12 protein-coding genes are annotated in these 18405 nt (G+C 43.6%); 8 read left to right on the top strand and 4 right to left on the bottom strand.

Annotated features, from left to right (window positions below; all coding sequences use genetic code 11):
* Positions 1-191 precede the first annotated feature (191 nt).
* From BW947_RS00245 to BW947_RS00220, 5 genes are all read left to right on the top strand, one after another.
* Entirely contained in the window at positions 192-1082 is an 891-nt protein-coding gene (locus BW947_RS00245) for a DMT family transporter (RefSeq protein WP_076496252.1), read from the top strand.
* Positions 1083-1234: 152 nt separating this feature from the next.
* A complete protein-coding gene (locus tag BW947_RS00240; protein ID WP_076496250.1) occupies positions 1235-2866 on the top strand; it encodes a methyl-accepting chemotaxis protein in 1632 nt (543 codons plus the stop codon).
* 549 nt (positions 2867-3415) lie between these two features.
* Positions 3416-4753 (top strand): Na+/H+ antiporter NhaC family protein, encoded by a 1338-nt coding sequence (locus BW947_RS00235; RefSeq protein WP_076496247.1) that lies wholly within the window; start codon positions 3416-3418, stop codon positions 4751-4753.
* Positions 4754-4882: 129 nt separating this feature from the next.
* Positions 4883-5611 carry a 23S rRNA pseudouridine(2604) synthase RluF gene (locus BW947_RS00230; protein WP_076496245.1) on the top strand — a complete coding sequence of 243 codons (729 nt, stop codon included), beginning with the start codon at positions 4883-4885 and terminating at the stop codon, positions 5609-5611.
* Between the two features lie 621 nt (positions 5612-6232).
* Entirely contained in the window at positions 6233-6847 is a 615-nt protein-coding gene (locus BW947_RS00220) for an FMN-binding negative transcriptional regulator (protein ID WP_076496242.1), read from the top strand.
* Positions 6848-7297: 450 nt separating this feature from the next.
* On the opposite strand, the gene BW947_RS00215 is transcribed toward BW947_RS00220, so the two are convergent.
* Together BW947_RS00215 and BW947_RS00210 are read right to left on the bottom strand one after the other, a co-directional pair.
* Positions 7298-9454 carry a S46 family peptidase gene (locus BW947_RS00215; RefSeq protein ID WP_076496239.1) on the bottom strand — a complete coding sequence of 719 codons (2157 nt, stop codon included), beginning with the start codon at positions 9452-9454 and terminating at the stop codon, positions 7298-7300.
* Positions 9455-9738: 284 nt separating this feature from the next.
* Complete coding sequence (locus BW947_RS00210; RefSeq protein ID WP_076496717.1) at positions 9739-10914, bottom strand: aromatic amino acid transport family protein; 1176 nt, start codon at positions 10912-10914, stop codon at positions 9739-9741.
* Positions 10915-11589: 675 nt separating this feature from the next.
* Here BW947_RS00210 and BW947_RS00200 point away from each other — a divergent pair.
* A complete protein-coding gene (locus BW947_RS00200) occupies positions 11590-12144 on the top strand; it encodes a TMEM165/GDT1 family protein (RefSeq protein ID WP_076496235.1) in 555 nt (184 codons plus the stop codon).
* Positions 12145-12191: 47 nt separating this feature from the next.
* On the opposite strand, the gene norR is transcribed toward BW947_RS00200, so the two are convergent.
* Positions 12192-13841 (bottom strand): nitric oxide reductase transcriptional regulator NorR, encoded by a 1650-nt coding sequence (gene norR, locus BW947_RS00195; protein WP_226060100.1) that lies wholly within the window; start codon positions 13839-13841, stop codon positions 12192-12194.
* A 181-nt stretch (positions 13842-14022) separates the two neighbouring features.
* Between norR and norV the strand changes: the two genes are divergently transcribed.
* Positions 14023-15537 (top strand): anaerobic nitric oxide reductase flavorubredoxin, encoded by a 1515-nt coding sequence (norV, locus tag BW947_RS00190; protein ID WP_076496234.1) that lies wholly within the window; start codon positions 14023-14025, stop codon positions 15535-15537.
* Complete coding sequence (gene norW, locus BW947_RS00185; RefSeq protein WP_076496231.1) at positions 15530-16696, top strand: NADH:flavorubredoxin reductase NorW; 1167 nt, start codon at positions 15530-15532, stop codon at positions 16694-16696. Before norV ends, norW begins: the two co-directional genes overlap by 8 nt.
* Before the next feature lie 163 nt (positions 16697-16859).
* On the opposite strand, the gene katB is transcribed toward norW, so the two are convergent.
* Positions 16860-18335 (bottom strand): catalase KatB, encoded by a 1476-nt coding sequence (gene katB / locus BW947_RS00180; protein ID WP_076496228.1) that lies wholly within the window; start codon positions 18333-18335, stop codon positions 16860-16862.
* Positions 18336-18405: the final 70 nt, after the last annotated feature.

The following is an 18405-nucleotide window of genomic DNA, read 5'->3' as shown; positions in this document are numbered from 1 at the left end:
AGATAGTTAATACGATTGGTATTAATGCAATAAGTCAAGAATGCTCATGCAAGGTGTAATATTTAATCGTACTCTGTCCGAAGCGAAATTGACCTTGTCTGTTAAGCGATATTTATATCGTAGCCGACCATAGATAATAGCGGCTTCTATAGTGATGTCGATACTTAACGACGCTAGATTAAGGCAAAATTATGTTGTACCTATTTCCCCTATTGGCTGTCTTTATCTGGGCGGGTAATTCGATTGTGAATAAACTGTCCTTTGGAATGATTGAGCCTGAGGCGATCGCTTTTTACCGCTGGTTTTTCGCCATGCTAATACTGACGCCATTCGTTATTAAGCCTGTATGGAAAAAACGCCATATCATTCAGCCACTGTTACCCAAATTTGCCACACTCGCATTGCTTGGTATGGTGTTAAATCAGAGTCTGGCTTATTTTGCAGCGGCCACGACCACGGCGACGAATATGGCACTCATCACCTCATTAGTGCCGATGATAAGCCTATTTTTAGCCGTGCCATTACTCAAACAAAAGTTATCACCACTTGCATTGATAGGAATGATTATTTCACTGTTTGGATTGATTTTTATGTTGAGTCATGGCGATATCGTAAACTTTTCGGTTGGCGTAACCCAAGGCGACATGCTGCTGCTGATCAGTGCTTTTATGTATGCCCTCTATGGTGTTTTAATCAAACGCTGGCAACTACCGTTAGCCACTTGGGAATCCGTGTATATTCAAGGAGTGATAGCTGTGGTTTTACTGTTACCACTATTATTTAGCGGTTCAAGTATGGCCATTACCACCCAATCCGCGCCGCTTGTTATGTACGCAGCCATAGCGGCATCACTTTTAGCACCATGGGCGTGGATCAATGGTATCAATCGACTCGGGGCAGATAGCGCCAGTGTATTTTTCAATCTGATGCCTATTGTTGCAGCGGTACTGGCGGCAATTATTCTAGATGAAACCTTAGCCATTTATCATTATATTGGCGGCTCTATGGTTATTATGGGTGTCATGCTGGTACAGATTAAATTTAAACCCAAAGTAGCTCCTACGTTAGCTTGCCCTGACTAATATAGGTTAAAGAGTCAAAGCCTTGGCAACACTGTCAAGGCGATTCACACGCGAGTAATTAACACAAAATAGCGCCGCAATCGGCTGCAAATAAAGGCAACTCCATAAATAACGGCTAAGCTATTTAGTAAGTTATTAATGGAGATGTCCCTATGTTCAATAGTATTCGTGTTAAGTTTTCACTGATGTTTGCAATTATGGCTGCTGCACTGATTATTATGGCAATAACCGACGCTACGCAGAGCCGTGCTACGGTGAAACAAATGCAAGAGTTTAGTCAGTTATTTAATCCGGCAATTTCAGCAATACTCAATGCTGATCGCGATCTTTACCAAGCGCAATTAAGCGAAGAAGTGTTACTAAAACCAGAGCTAAACGCTGATAATCGCAAAAGTGAAATTGATAATTGGCAAGAAAACGTCGATCAAGCCCGCGATAGAATGGGTGAGTTTAAAAAAATCCTAAAAGACCATCCTCAAGTTCTGCAATCAACCAATGGATTTGATGCGCAATTTTCGCTTTGGTATCAAGCTTCATCTGAAGTCATTAATGCCGTCAAAAGTAATGATATTGAAAGCGCTAAACGGCTGCACGAAACTAAAGCTAAGCAAGAGTTTGATGCGTTAAGAAGCATCTATAATGCCGCTGGGGAAGCTGCTGATAACAGAGTGAAAGAGTTAGATTTACAAGCAACTGAACAAGCGACGACTCAAAGCCAAATATCCTTAACTATTGCCAGTTTAGTGGCCATTGTCGCCCTCCTAATTGCCTATTTCGGCCCTAAAATCATCGTTGATGCTATTAAGGATATTACCAGTAGAATCAATGATATTGTTGATGGTGATGGCAATTTAACCCAGCGCATTCCCATCGTTCGCCAAGATGAAATAGGTGCTCTTGCCCATGCTTTCAACTTATTTGTCGCGCAGTTACAAGAAATGGTTATCGCAATTATTAGTCAAACCAAAGATGTGAGTCACACTGTTGAAAACTTAGCAACAAAATCGGCGACAACAATTAGCATCAGCCATGAACAAGAGCAGTTTGTCGATACTATAGTCACCGCTGTTAATCAAATGAGTGCGGCGGTGAGAGAAGTTGCCACAAATGCTCAGCACACGGCCAGCGAAATCACTAAGGTGAATGATCAAACGATAGAAGGTAAAAAAGTATTATCGCAGTCAGTCGATCATATTCAGCAACTTTCTGAATCGGTAAAAAATGCGGTGGTCGTGATCGAAAAACTCGCCGTTAACTCAGCCAATATTGCCTCGGTACTCGATGTGATCCGCTCCATTGCTGAGCAAACAAATCTTTTAGCACTTAATGCTGCTATTGAGGCCGCTCGCGCAGGTGAACAAGGCCGCGGCTTTGCTGTTGTCGCCGATGAGGTGCGTACCTTGGCGAGCCGAACAGGCTCTTCAACCCAAGATATTCAGCGCATGATTGAAGAATTACAACGCGGTGTAAACGATGCGGTGAGAAGTATTGAATCAGGCGCCAGCTTAACCGCGTCCACAGTCAGCCTCGCCAACCAAACTCAAGATGCCTTAGATGAAATCTTAAATTCCACCGCTAAGGTCAGTGACATGTCCACCCAAACCGCAACTGCGACTGAAGAACAAACCCACGTGACTGAGGAAATTAACCGTAACTTGACAGAATTATCTGATAAAACAAGATACTGTAATTCAGTTATTCAAGAAACACAGCAAATCGTGATCAACACAAAAACCATTTGTAGTAATCTTCAAAAAGAAGTGGCGCGCTTTAAAGTTGCATAGTCTGGCTAGTTTATAACAGGAAACGATTGTCGCGATAAAGAGTGCTCAGTGTTGGCACTCTTTATTTAAGCCTTTTATAAGTCTGTTTATGGCACGACAGCTAAAACGGATGCCACTTTTTTAGGCTTTACAAATTGTAAGATAAATTTGAACTCACAGCAAAATGGACTCGTATCAACGCGGTAAACTCGCGCCATCATTCGTTCAAAAATCATCCTAAATATCCCAATTCAATTCTATATTTGTTTTTTATATAGAAAAAAATCATATCAAAACCATATAAAAACCAACTATTTTCCCGTTAATGAAAATAAATAAGCAGTTGATTTTTATCACCAATAATTAGTGACCATTATGTTATACAACCAAATGATAACCTCACGATCACAATGGAAGTAAGAACGTCTAGACGTCTAAATTGACACAATACTGAGGATCAAATATGCTTCGCCTTAAGTTGCTAGGATACGATGCTAAAGCGACACCCATTTAAACGAGTTTTACCGCTAAGGATATTGCGGAAAAACGCCAAGCGAAAGAGAGATAACATTGAGCGATTCATCAACAGTAACATCACAGCACAGCCCGGCATCTTTCGTTGCCCTGTTGCCATTATTTGTCTTCTTAGGTCTTTTTATTGGCGCTGGCGTATATTTTCAAAGCCAAGGTGTCGACTTTGCTTTTTATCAATTACCGAGTGTTATCGCTATTTTACCCGCGATCATGCTGGCGATAATTTTATCTAAGCAAAAATTAAATCAATCAATTGATACCTTTATTGGCGGTATTGGTCACAGCAATATTATTGCTATGTGTTTGATTTATTTGTTAGCAGGCGCCTTTGCTGCCGTTGCTAAAGCTACTGGTGGCGTCGATGCCACGGTTGCGCTAGGTTTATCATTAATCCCATCGAATCTGTTATTACCCGGATTTTTTGTCATTGCCGCTTTTATTGCAACTGCTATGGGCACCTCAATGGGCACCATAGCTGCTGTCGCACCCATCGCCCTTGGCGTCGCCGACCAAGCCCAAATCGACTATGCGCTGATGGCGGGCGCCGTGATGTCTGGTGCCCTATTTGGTGACAATTTATCGATTATTTCCGACACCACCATTGCAGCCACTCGTACCCAAGGTTGTGATATGAGAGATAAATTCCGTGAAAACCTGATTTTCGCTATCCCAGCATCATTGCTAACGTTAATTGCGTTTGTATTCGCAGGCCAAGGCCAAGCGGAGTTAGCCGCACAGAATATTGATTTTATTAAGGTCATTCCTTATCTGACCATTTTGATCTTAGCCGTGGCGGGTCTGAACGTATTTGTAGTGTTAACTTTAGGTATCTTGCTCGCGGGCGCAACCGGTTTATTGACCATGGATTACGACGTGATCCAATTTGGTAAAGATATTTATGCCGGCTTTAGTAACATGCAGGAAATTTTTATTCTGTCTATGTTGGTTGGTGGTTTAGCAGCACTGATGCAACAACAAGGTGGGCTCGCCTTCGTTAGCAAACAGATTGAAAAGCTGATTGCGCGTTTTTCAAAAGCACAAGGTGAAGCATCGTGCCGCGCAGCAGAGCTCGGTATGGCTGGCATAGTCGCAGTGACTAACACTTGCGTGGCCAACAACACGGTTTCTATCGTTGTAACCGGCGATATTGCCAAGGACTTAGCCGAAAAACATGGCGTGAGTCCAAAACGTGCCGCCAGTATATTGGATATATTCGCATGTATTATCCAAGGGTTAATCCCTTACGGCGCCCAAGCTTTACTTATCGCCTCGACCTTTAGCATCACACCACTGGCTGCGGTATCACACGCTTGGTATTGCATGATTTTAGCCGTAGTGGCCGTTGCGATTGTGATTTTACGCAAACGTCATTGATAGGTAGCACTGTACTTATCGCGTGTTTAAAAGCAGCTTGTAATAACTCATTTAAATACCGATAAGTACCATTAAAGGAGCCGGATTCGGCTCCTTTTTTATGTTTAAATTCATCAACATTGGATTACTATGCGCCTCGCAAAATACCTCGCCCAATGTGGCATAGGCTCACGCCGTGAAGCCTGCCGTTTGGTTGAGGCAGGGCGCATCACGCTCAATGGCCACATCGCCCGCCACACAGATCCTATCCATTTAGACGAGTCATTAAACTGCCTCGATAACATTGAGCTTGATGGCGCGCCCATCACTAAAGCTGAAACACTCGCCTATTGGATATTTAACAAAGCTGTGGGCACAGACTGCCGCCTGCTGGAGCAGGATGAAACTAGCCTTATACACTTGCTTCCTAAAGTGCCAAGACTCTATCCCGTCGGCAGGCTCGATAAAGATTCTCGCGGCCTACTGCTGTTAACTAATGATGGCGAACTGACCCATAAACTGATGCACCCCAGTTTTACCCACAGCAAAATCTACCATGTGCGCCTCGACAGGCCATTTAATGATGATTTTGTTGAACAAATGGCCAGTGGAGTACGTTATAAAGACCTGCAAACCCTGCCCTGCTACGTCAACCGACTCAGTTCGGACAGCTTTGAAATCGTACTGACTCAAGGACTGAATCGACAAATCCGCAGGATGTCCAAGGCGCTCGGGTATCGCGTTATCGATCTTGAGCGTATTGCCATAATGACACTGAATTTACGCGAATTGGCATTGGGTGAGTTACAAGAAGGCCAAATGCGGCCATTAACAGAATCAGAAATTGCAGAGCTAAAAGCAGTACTGGCGATAAAATAAATAGATGGTTGGTTGGGATATTACATTAAGCAAGTAGTTGTTAATCTTCTGCCCCAAAGCAAGATCTTAGAGCCTTCCAAGTTTAGTTTGAATGCTTTAATCAAAATCAAAGTCGTAGGGCTTCACCCCACACCCGACCAAGGAGGACTGCTCGTCCTATCCTCCTTGGATGCTCCAAGATGCCCCCAACGGAGTTGAAAGCCCCTTGTGCTCATTGACAAATTTGCTATCGCTTCCGAAGGATGCGTCCCTGCACCTGCGAAAGCTAGTCGGTCATCCATGACCGAACTCACGCACTCTTTATTAAATCAAGAGCTCTATTCGCCCTGCGGCAACTCCGAGGGGAGGTGTATTCCTTGGAGTTTTGAGTCGTTAGATAGCGATTCATCAGCAAAAATAAGCGCGAAAAATGAGAAAGCTAAAACGATATCAAGTAATTACCCACCAAACTGTATAAAAAACAGCTACCGCAAAAAAGCAAATTCCTATAGCATCATTTATACCAATTAACATGGATGCGGCAGTGGCCATATTTAAGATTGAGTCAACAAACGATTTATGCCCTGCAAACAGCGAAGCGCATAAATACTAAGCCGTTAACCGCTATCGTAGTAGAGAATCATGTACATACCTAAGAATCTTGAAGTAAAAGATCCATTAGTAATCAGTGAGCTAATAGCTGAAAATGGATTTGGAACACTAATCAGTGCTGATCTAACTGCTACACATTTACCACTCATTTACGAACCGGATGATAAAGGGCTTGGTTTTCTATTTGGTCACTTTGCTAAATCAAATACCCATTGGGAAATTGCTGAGAATCAGAGGGTTTTAGTTATTTTTCAAGGGCCACATGCCTATATTTCACCAAGTTGGTATGTAACTAAACCAGCTGTACCAACTTGGAATTATTCAGCGGTTCATTGTTATGGTTACCTCAGTATTCTTGATGACGATGAGAATCAGCAGGTTATGGCTGAACTTATTGTTAAATATGAACCTGAGTTGTTAAATAACATTGATATTATGCCTGCTGATTATCAGTTAAAGCTTCGTAGCGGTGTTGTCGGATTCAAAATTGCAATTGACGAGATTCAAGCTAAAGAAAAATTAGGACAACATCGCAAACCAGAAGATCAAAAGGGAGTATTTGCGAGTTTACAAAAATCTAAGGATTTAAATGCTGCCAGTTTATGTGCTTACATGGAAAAGAGAAATGTTGGTACAGGCAGTTAACAAACCGTGTTATTCGGCCCTTAGACGCTCACAAGTTCGCGAGTATACGCGGAGCGTTAATCCATAGTAATTTTAATCCGAAACTGACGAGTTAGAGCAAAGTATCAATCACGTTTATATCCAAAAGTATGTTGCGTAATCTTTTTCAATCCACAGGTTACGTTAACACTAAAAAGGTGAGCCATGGTGATTTGCGAGACGACCGTCCGCCCCATGGACGGGGCGGTCGAGCATCCACGGATGGACTTGCTGCGTGTCGGTGAGCTAATGCCATGGCAAGCCTATCAAAACTGCTACCACAAGCGATTACACAAAAAATAGCGATAAACCCAGTGAGTTTATCGCTATTTTATTATCTTGTTATGGCTGGATTCAAAGAGCACTAAGTCGCGCTTAAATACTAGTAATCCGAATAACGCTAAGCCGCACCATTGCTGGTGCGGCAATGGCTTACTTAACGATTTCCATCTCAGCTAATAAATTGTCGGCATGATCTAAATACTTCATTACCCACAACATATAGCGGCTATCCACTTGGATAGAACGGTTGATGTTATCGTCATACGCCCAGTCACCGATTATGCTTTCATACACACCATCAAACAATAAACCGACTAATTCAGCGCGGCCGTTTAGGGTGGGTGAACCTGAGTTACCGCCGGTTGTGTCTAACGTCGACAGGAAGTTAACCGGTACAGAATCGATGGCTTTCACATAGAAATCACCGTATTGCTTTTGCTTAATCAGCGCTAACTCTTTCTTCGGTGCATCGAATGGCTCAACCCCTGTGTCCTTTTGCACTATGCCTTCAAGGCGAGTGAAGGGCAAAGCTTGTAGACCATCTTTTGGCGAGTAGCCTTTCACATGACCAACCGTGACACGCAAGCTTGAGTTTGCATCGGCATACACAGGCTTACCTTGCTCTAGATTATAGGCAATGATGGCATCCATATATTGCGGACGCACTTTCATCAGCTCGCCATCCAGTTCTTTTTGTTGCTTTTCTTCAGCCATATCAGTGTCGTACATAGCGACAGCGAATTGAATAAACGGATCTTTAGAGGCTTTAAAATCGGCAACCGATTTATCCATCCACGCCAGACGCACGTCTTTTTTGCCTAACTCAGTTTTGGCATACATTTTATCCAGCATTTTCGAAAGTTTAGCTTCGCTGAACTTTTTATCGATACCAAAAGCTTTATCCAATGCTGGTAGACGTTTGTCCTCTGACAATGCAGCGTAGCGTTTTAACATATCGAACAGCACGGCTTTATCAACACTTGGCGCATAACGACGGTCAATACGTTCCATGCTGGCTGTTAGACGCGGCATATCTCGCTCTTGAAAACCTGGTTCACGTTGTATATCAGGTAGTTGTTTCTCATTCGCTAAACGATATAAATCGCGTGCTGTCGGTAATAGAGTGGTATTGCCGATGTAACTTAGCAGCATGTCACGCTCTTGATGCGCCTTGCCTTTAGCAATTAACGCGTCTAATTGCGCTAAGGTTTTGCCGTATTTCGCTTCACGCTTACTGTCTTTGGCAATCCACGCTGCAAGCTCTGCTTCACGGGCTTTACGGTCATTCAACATGGTTGATTTGCCGTAAAACTCAATCATCGAGGTGAAGTTTTTTGCGTAATTAGCAAGGCCAGCAATTTGGCTCTCGTACTTAATTCGCTCGTCACTGCCCTCTGGAGCGGTATCTTTAATGATCTCAATAAAGCGTTCGCGCAGTAACTTACCTTCTGGATAAGCCCACTCAAATTGATTTTGTACTTCATTGGCGGTGCGATAACGGTTAGTGCGACCTGGGTAGCCAGCCACCATGACAAAATCGCCATCACTCACGCCTTTAGCCGAGACTTTTAAAAAGCTTTTTGGCTCGTATGGCACGTTATCGCTGCTGAAATCGGCAGGTTTGCCCGCTTTAGACACATAGGCGCGATAGAAAGAAAAATCGCCTGTGTGACGTGGCCACATCCAGTTATCAACGTCGCCACCATATTTACCCACGCTCGCCGCGGGGTTATAAACCAAACGTACGTCGCGAATTTCTAACTGTTTTACCAGATAGTACTCAAGCCCGCCGTGGAAGCTATACACTTGGCAACGGTAGCCCTCTTCTTTTTCACATTCGGCAACTAAGGCTTTTTCTTGGTTTTCAACGCCTTGATAAAGGTCGCTACCCACTTTACCTTCAAGCCCGCTTTGTACGCGCTCAGTTACATTGGTCACATCTTCAGTGACGTATACGCGAGAGCCTGGCGTGGCAGGCAATTCATCGGCGAAGGTTTTGGCTAAGAAGCCTTCTTCAAGCAGGTTTTTTTCCGGCGTAGAATTGTATTGAATCGCACCATAGGCGCAGTGGTGGTTAGTGACCACCAATCCCTTTGGTGATACGAATGAAGCGGTACAGCCGCCAAGGCTTATTACGGCGTTCATCGGGAATTGCGTCAGTTTAGAAATTGATGTTGCATCAATTTCTAGCCCCTTTGCTTTTAGCTCATCGGCCATAGCAGGCAATTGGTGGGGCTGCCACATACCTTCGTCAGCCTGAGCGCCAAAACTGGCGGCTACGGCAACTGTGAGTAACCATTTTTTCATTGTGTTAAGTCCATTTTATATAAATGAAGCCACGCGCAAGCTGGGCTATTTTATGGTGTTAATCTTGTTGTTTTTAATTTTAAATATTTAGCGTAAAACCCTGTGATAACGCGCTTTAAAGCCTAAAAAGCAAAAAGTCAGGCACAGGGCCTGACTTTATCACATTGAGCACACGCTACAACAGACTCAGACAAATTCGCTTACAAAGCAAATACATCTCATCAACGTTACCTGATGGCATTCGCTAAAGCTACCTCTTCTAATCGCCAATTAATGACAATCAGTTAGATAGCAACAAATAGCTGGGCACCAATAATCACGGCGCCCAATAAACCTGCCAAGACTAACGCACCTACACCACCAGATACTTGATAACCGCCCAGTTGTGTTTGGCGTTGACGCAATGCCATCACAATCGGCAAGAAGATGATCATCACCACCAATGGCACGGCAGCAAATCCCAGTACCGCCACAAAACCTTCTGGTAGATATAAGGCACACAACACTGGTGGAACAAAGGTTAATAGCCAAGTCTGAATCCGGCCTACAAATGTTTCTTTCGCGCGGGTTAATTCGGCGACAAAATCATACAAGCTTAAGGTCACGCCAAGAAATGAGGTCACTAGGGCTAAATCAGCAAATAACGAGATACATTTGCTGATCCAAGGCGTATGGACAATATCTTGTAATGCAGTGATTAGCATAGGTAATGAGCCGTTAAATGCATTAATGTCGTAACCTCCAACGGTACCCAGCGTCACCAATAACCAGAGCACATAACAAGCTAATGGAATGGTCGAACCGATTAATAATACTTTACGCAGTGATACCGCATCACCATCGAGATAACGCACTAACGTCGCGATACAAACGTGGAAACCAAAAGAGGTAAATACTACCGGAATTGCCGCCATCCAACTGTTGGTCATAGACTCGGCAATGGCGCCCGTCGCCATGCTGGCAATACTGACTTCAGGCAATAAAAATAATACGACGACCACTAGCAGTAGAATCATTAACGAAAATAAGAAACGTGAAACCTTATCAACCCAAGCCACACCGAGCGCCGCAAAACCGCCAAGCACTAAGGTGAATAACAGTACCGCGGCTTGATTATCAAGCACGATATCAAACATATTTTTCGCTTTAAGCACTAATAGCGATGATCCACCGGTGAGATAAGCAGCAGTCAAAGCAAATAATAAACTTAAGAAAGAAGCGCCTTGAATTATCTGGCCTTTTTTACCCAGCAATTTACCGGTAATAACATGCAAATTATCACCTACACCAGTGCGTAAGTTAATTTCAAGCATAAGCAATGAGGTATAAGCAGATACGCCCCAAATAACCACCAGTAATACTAACGCCGGAATAATACCTAAGGCTGCAGTAGCAAGAGGTAAAGCTAACATACCTGCGCCAATGGCCGTCCCGGCAACAATGGCGACTGAACCTAACATTTTTGGATTCACACAATAGTCCTGTTCAATGATTAATTATTATTTTATTTAAATTTTAGTTGAGTGTTATCTCAGTAAGACTTGAACCAATAACCTTTTATGCCTTAAATCAAACTAAGCGACATATCACTTAAAGCATCCAATCGGATCGGTGCATAACGGATCAATTGACCCCAATAGCTTTGAATGTTTCAATCCAGTCGCCATTGAGGCTAACTAAATCGAGCGCTGAGAAATGGTATGAGTTTCAATGGTGATTATCCAAATGAACAAACCGATAACGATATCGATTAAATAGATTGTTTGGGACATTAACAGAGCCAAACCCAGTGGGCAAGCCAGTTGTGAACAAAGATGAATGGTGCTAAATACAGTAACAAGCTTATAGCGAGGCGATAAACGAAAAAACACAAACTCGCCTTCATTTAACCCACTTTCATCCGCTTCCGCTTGAAACTGTATTTCACTTAGGTATAATGCCAACCTCGCTTCGGGGGAGTAGCTAACTGGATTTCGAGCCATCGTCATCTAGGGTGAACATCAACATACTTGGCCACACGCCATGGTGTTCATAGCAAATCATCGATTTGCCCAGCAAGACCTGAGCACAATGACTGCACCTAGGGGTGGACAGTTTATTGTGCTTATGTCTTAACCACCCCTAAAGGATCACACTTGGAAGCCCTACTTGCCTCAACCTTTATGGTTGCCATCGCCGAAATTGGTGATAAAACTCAATTACTTACACTGATTCTCGCCGCAAGATTTAAAAACAAAACTACCATTATTCTTGGTATTTTTCTATCGACGTTATTCAACCATTTTGCCGCCGCTTGGATTGGCCAGTGGGCGATTAACTGGGTCAGCCCAGATCTTACTCGTTATTTAGTTGCCGCGTCGTTCTTCGCAATTGCCCTTTGGGTGTTAATCCCAGATAAAGTCGATGCAGAAGAGAGCCGTTTCTATAAAATGGGCCCCTTTTTAGCCACCTTTATCCTATTTTTTATCGCCGAAATGGGCGATAAAACGCAAATAGCAACGGTAGTGTTAGCCGCAAAATACGATTCATTAACTATGGTGGTTGCAGGCACGACCTTAGGCATGTTGCTTGCTAATGTACCGGTAGTGATTGCGGGGCATTTCAGCGCCGATAAATTACCCATGCAATGGATACACCGTGGCTGCGCGGTACTATTTGCCTTATTGGGAGTGGCAACCTTGTTTGTCTAAGAACAGCATAATGCGATTAAATGGAGATAAAACCTCTGCATTTAATTTTATGCTTTCAGACCTAACCGTTTCGCGAGTCGATGCAAATTACCGGTATCGACTTGCAATATTCTGGCGCACACCGCCCAATTTTGTTGATTCGCTGCTAAAACTTGGCGGATAAGTTGACGCTGATAGGCCTCTGTTGAGGCCCTAAGCCCTAGTATTGTGGTATCTAATAATGACGATTCGCGAAGTTCGGCCGCTATTACAGACGGGGCTTCAATGGTTTTTACCACAGGCTCGACTCGCGCCGTTGGCTCATTGCTCACATTGGCTTGGGGTTGAATGACCACAGGATCAAACTGGAAATGTTTATCACTTAAGCTGATATACGCCGTTTTTAGTTCGGCTTTTGCTAACACCGCCGCCCTGTGTATTGCATGCTCTAATTCGCGCACATTACCCGGCCAGGCATATTGTTCTAATAACTGCTGCGCTGATGGCGTGATGCTAATATGCGTAAGCCCTAGCTTTGCCCTACAGCGCTCCAGAAAAAAACCGGTTAATAACACGATATCTCGGCCACGCTCCCTCAATGGGGGAACATTAATCGGGAACACACTTAAACGATGATAGAGATCGAAACGAAAGCGGCCCTCTGTTGCCTCTTGATGTAAAATACGGTTAGTCGCCGCAATAATCCGAGTATTTACTTTTAGACTCTTATCACTCCCCACCCGTTGTAATTCACCAAATTGTAAAACTCTCAATAGTTTAGCTTGTAAGCTTAGGGGTAATTCGCCAATTTCATCTAAAAATAAAGTGCCATTATTGGCTAATTCAAACTTGCCTTGTCTGTGGCTAATGGCGCCAGTAAACGCGCCTTTGACATGACCGAAGAGTTCACTTTCGGCAACGGACTCAGGCAGTGCTGCACAGTTTAAGTAAATAAGGGGCTTATCGGCTCGCGTCGATTGATTATGTATCGCCGCTGCGACTAGCTCTTTACCTACTCCAGTTTCACCTGTGATTAAAACCGATAAATCAGTATTGGCTACCGCGCTAATCTGTTGTTTTAACGATTGGATCTCAGTCGATTGCCCAATAATCTCCTGCTGACTAGCAAGACGATTTAACACTTCAGTGCCGCTTGATACCTCCACGACTTGGGATTCTAGCTTTTGCATTAACAAAGCCGTATTTAAGCTGGCCGCGGCAAGTGCACTGATCACTCGCAGTTCGCTATCACTAAAACTATCAAACTGCTGTGGATTAAAACCGTCGATAGTTAATGCACCAATCAAGCGATCATGGGCGATTAACGGTAAGCCAATACACGCATGCACCTGTAAGTTATCGCTATGATTAGGGATTAATCCATCATATGGGTCAGGTAGTTGGCTATCAGAAGGGAAACGTACAACATCACCCGCACGAGCAATGGCCTCTAATCTTGGGTGTTCACTAATCTTAAACCGCCGCCCTAACACCTCAGTAAATAGGCCATCAATCGCCAACGGAATAAATTGCTGATCCTTAAAAACCAGTAAGGCTGCTGCGTCACAATTAACCCGGCGCCTTACAACAGCGAGCAAGCGCTCGAATCTATCCTCGGCTGAAAGACCAATCGTTAAATCTAATGCTAATTGGGTGAGATCGGCTTGAACATACATATTAAAGACTCGCGGTATCATAATGACAATAAATACTGTCATTATGATACCGCGATCAATGGTCATAATGACACTGACATTTGCATTTAAATATATAATGGATATATTTCAATTAGTTACGGATTTGGCATAAGAAGTGCAATCTTAAGGGAAGCAGAGAGTTAAGCCGCGGCTATAACATACTGATCCTCTAACGTATCTTTCTTATCTAATAGGTGTATTTATGACAATTCATGTAAAAAACAATATCCACTGGGTTGGTCAACGCGATTGGGAAGTTCAAGATTTTCATGGTACTGAATATAAAATCACCAAAGGCACGAGCTATAACAGTTATCTGATCCGCGAAGAAAAAACCGTGCTAATTGATACGGTTGATCATCGCTTTAGTCAGCAATTCTTACAAAACCTTGAAGCTGAAATTGATTTAAACGATATCGATTATATTGTGATGAATCATGCCGAAGAAGATCACTCCGGCGCGCTAACGGCTCTCATGACCAAAATCCCTAATACACCGATTTATTGCACTGAAAATGCTGTCGACTCTATCGTAGGTCACCATCACCATCCAGAATGGAATTTCATTACTGTTAAAACTGGCGACAGTCTCGATGTTGGTAATGGTAAGCAACTGATTTTTATTGAAGCGCCAATGCTGCATTGGCCTGATAGCATGATGACGTATCTGACTGAGGATGCGGTTTTGTTTAGTAATGATGCCTTTGGTCAACATTATTGTGATGAGCGTCTTTTCAACGATGAAGTCGACCAAAATGAATTGATGGAACAATGTCTACGTTACTATGCCAATATTTTAACGCCATTTAGCAGCCTAGTAACCGCTAAAATTCACGAAGTATTAAGCTTTAATTTACCAGTAGATATGATTGCGACAGCCCACGGTATTGTGTGGCGCGACAATCCTGCGCAAATTATTCATCAGTATTTGGCTTGGGCTGATGCTTATCAAGAAGACCGCATCACTATTTTCTACGATTCTATGTCAAACAACACCCGCATGATGGCAGATGGCATTGCCCAAGGTATTCATGATGTTGACCCAAATGTTGCAGTAAAAGTATATAACGTTGCCCGCCATGACAAAAATGAAATCCTAGCACAAGCATTTAGATCTAAAGGTATTTTGGTGGGCTCATCCACTATGAATAACGTGATGATGCCTAAAATTGCCGCTATGTTAGAAGAAATCACTGGCTTACGCTTTCGTAATAAAAAAGCCGCAGCTTTCGGTAGTTATGGCTGGAATGGTGGCGCTGTCGATAGAATTCATACCCGTTTAATGGATGCTGGATTTGAAACCTCTGTCGGCTTAAAAGTTAAATGGCGCCCTGATCGTGACGCGATGCAAGAATGCCGTCAACACGGACAACGTATTGCCAAAGAATGGGCATTGCGCCCACTCGACAGCGCAAATAGTCGTTCGATTATCAATCAGGTTATGTCTAAACCTAGTCAAGCCGTTAATCAAAACGCAGCACCTGCCATTACGCCAGCGCCAGCGCCAGCAAAAAATGCAAGCCTTGTAGTGGATGATGCACAATCTATGATTTGTACTGTTTGCCAATGGGTTTACGATCCTAAAGACGGTGAGCCCAATCAAGATGTCGCGGCTGGTACACCTTGGGCACAAGTGGCTGATGACTTCCTCTGCCCTGAATGTGGCCTTGGTAAAAGCGTCTTTGCGGTAAAGAAAAGTGAGGTGAACCATGCCTAGACCTATCGTCATTATTGGTAGTGGTTTTGCGGCGTATCAATTAGTGAAAACGCTACGCCGATTAAACACTGAGCAGGCTATTACCTTAATTACCGCTGACTCGGGTGATGAATACCATAAACCAGATTTAAGCCATGTATTTAGTCGCCAGCAAATGGCGGCAGATCTGATTAAATTAACAGCCGCAGAGTTTGCTAAAGAACAACAAATTGATTTGCTCAATCACAGTGAGGTCACTCACATAGACAAAGATCGCAAAGTGGTCTTTTGCACTCAGGGCCGCGAAGTCGCCTATGAGAAGTTAGCGCTCGCTACAGGCGCACGGCCTTTTATTCCTAAAATGAGTGGCGATGCCATTAATGCTATTCATACATTTAACAGCTTAAGCGAGTATCAAGCCTGCCAAGCCAATATACGCAGTGCAGCAAAAGTACTCGTTATCGGCGCGGGGTTAGTCGGAGTTGAGTTAGCAATGGATCTAGCGACTGCGGGTAAACAGGTCTTTTTAGTCGACCCGCAGGCAAGTCTAATGGCAAACTTATTGCCTGAGATGCTAAGCCAAAAACTTGCTGCGGTGTTAGCCAAGCAAGGGGTAACCGTGCAATTACAAACTCGGGTAAGTCAACTGCAACACCAAGATAGCAGTATTGCTGTAAGTCTCGATAACGACCTGCACTTTACTTGTGATGCGGTGATCTGCGCAGCAGGCCTAATACCTAACAGCCAACTTGCGCAAAATGCGGGTCTTGAGGTCAATAAAGGCATCATAGTTAATGAGTACTTACAAACAAGTGATAGCGATATTTATGCACTAGGAGACTGTGCTAACATCAATGGTCAAAGTATGGCCTATTTGCAACCAGCATTACTGAGTGCCAACGCACTGGCAAGCACCTTGTTAAATCAAGCCACTGCGGTGAATTTCCCTGCGATGCTCGTTAAAGTAAAAACCCCCTTATTACCGATGCAATTAGGCGGTATTACGGTTAGTAACGTTCACCGCTGGCGAGTCGATATTGATGCCCAAGGCACCTGTATTAAAGCATTAGATGCAGATGAAATGTTACTCGGATTTATCGTAACAGAAGATAAAATGAAACAAGCTTTTGGATTATTAAAGCAACTCAATAGCCCAAATACTGTGCTCGCTGCAGCTTAATGACGGCGTTGGCATTACCTAATTTGACATTGATTTAGACGTTACTTGCCTATTAATCAACGAATGAACGCTATTTAATGGGCGCTATTTAAAGGTAAAAAACCGAGAGTGAATATCACCTCGGTTTTTTCATTTAAGCCATTATATAAGTATGACTAATACTCTATAAACCTAACGCTTGCTTTATACGTTGGCCGTAATCAGCATCGGCTTGGGTGAAATGCCCTACCATGCGTTGCTGCACATCTAAACTCGCCTGACACAGTGAACCTGAAATAGTCGCTACTAAACGTGCTTTCTCGTCTTCACTAAAGATGCGATACAAATTACCTGCCTGAGTATAATCGTCTTGGTTATAACGACTATAACGCGCAGCCTCACCTTCTAATCGAAGTGGTGGCTCAGTAAAGCTAACCGGTTCCACTAAGGCCGATGGGGTACTGTTTGGGCCATAGTTGGGACTAGCATCACCACCGGTTTGACTATGGCTAAACGGGCATTGTGTACCTGCCATAGCACCGCCACGTTGATGATGATTTGCCTTAGCTGCGTGTGGGCAGTTTACCGGTAACTGGTTGTAGTTAGCACCTATACGGTAACGCTGAGCATCAGCATAGGCAAACAAACGCGCTTGTAACATTTTATCTGGCGAGGCGCCTATGCCGGGCACTAAATTGCTCGGTGCCAATGCCACTTGCTCAACTTCAGCAAAGTAGTTTTGTGGCATACGATTCAGTTCTAACACACCAATCTCAAGCAATGGATAGTCGCTATGTGGCCAAACCTTAGTTAAATCGAATGGGTTAATTGCGTAAGTATTCGCATCTGCCTCGGGCATAATCTGTACATTGACACTCCAGCGCGGGAAATTACCATCAGTAATCGCCGCTACCATATCGCGCTGTGATGAATCAGGATCAATTCCTTTTAATTTATCTGCCTGCTCATTGGTTAAGTTGACCACGCCTTGCTGAGATTTAAAGTGAAACTTCACCCAAAAACGTTCGCCCTTGGCATTCCATAGCGAGAACGTGTGTGAACCATAACCATGCATCTGACGGTAGTTGGCCGGAATACCACGATCCGACATTAAAATCGTAACTTGATGCATGGCTTCAGGGTTTAGCGACCAAAAGTCCCATATAGCCTGAGGATCTTTCAAGTTGGTCTGCGGATTACGTTTTTGCGTGTGAATAAAGTCAGGAAACTTTATGCCATCACGGATGAAAAACGTTGGCGTATTGTTACCCACAATATCGTGATTACCGCGAGTAGTATAAAAACGTAGACCAAAGCCGCGTGGATCGCGTTCTGCATCGGCAGAACCCATTTCGCCGCCCACGGTAGAGAAACGTATAAAGGTTTCAGTTTGCTTGCCCACACCATTGAAATGGTCGGCAATGGTAAAATCACTTAAATCTTTCGTCAGCGTAAATGTGCCATATACACCGGTACCTTTAGCATGCACGATACGCTCAGGAATACGTTCACGGTTAAAATGGGCCAATTTTTCAATCAGATGCCAATCTTGTAATAATAAAGGCCCGCGCTCACCGGCTGACAGAGAGTTTTGATCGTCTGCAACGGGGGCACCATTTTGGCTCGTTAAGTACTGATTTGTTAAATTCTGTTGACTCATATCTTGTTCCTCAATCTTGATGGGTAATTAACCACGTTTCAATTAGATCATAAACAGTAGCCATGGCTTG

Origin of the sequence: Shewanella morhuae (assembly GCF_900156405.1) — a bacterium.
GTDB classification, from domain to species: domain Bacteria; phylum Pseudomonadota; class Gammaproteobacteria; order Enterobacterales; family Shewanellaceae; genus Shewanella; species Shewanella morhuae.
Note: the sequence above shows the minus strand (reverse complement) of the source record. Positions and strands in the feature narration are given on the sequence as shown.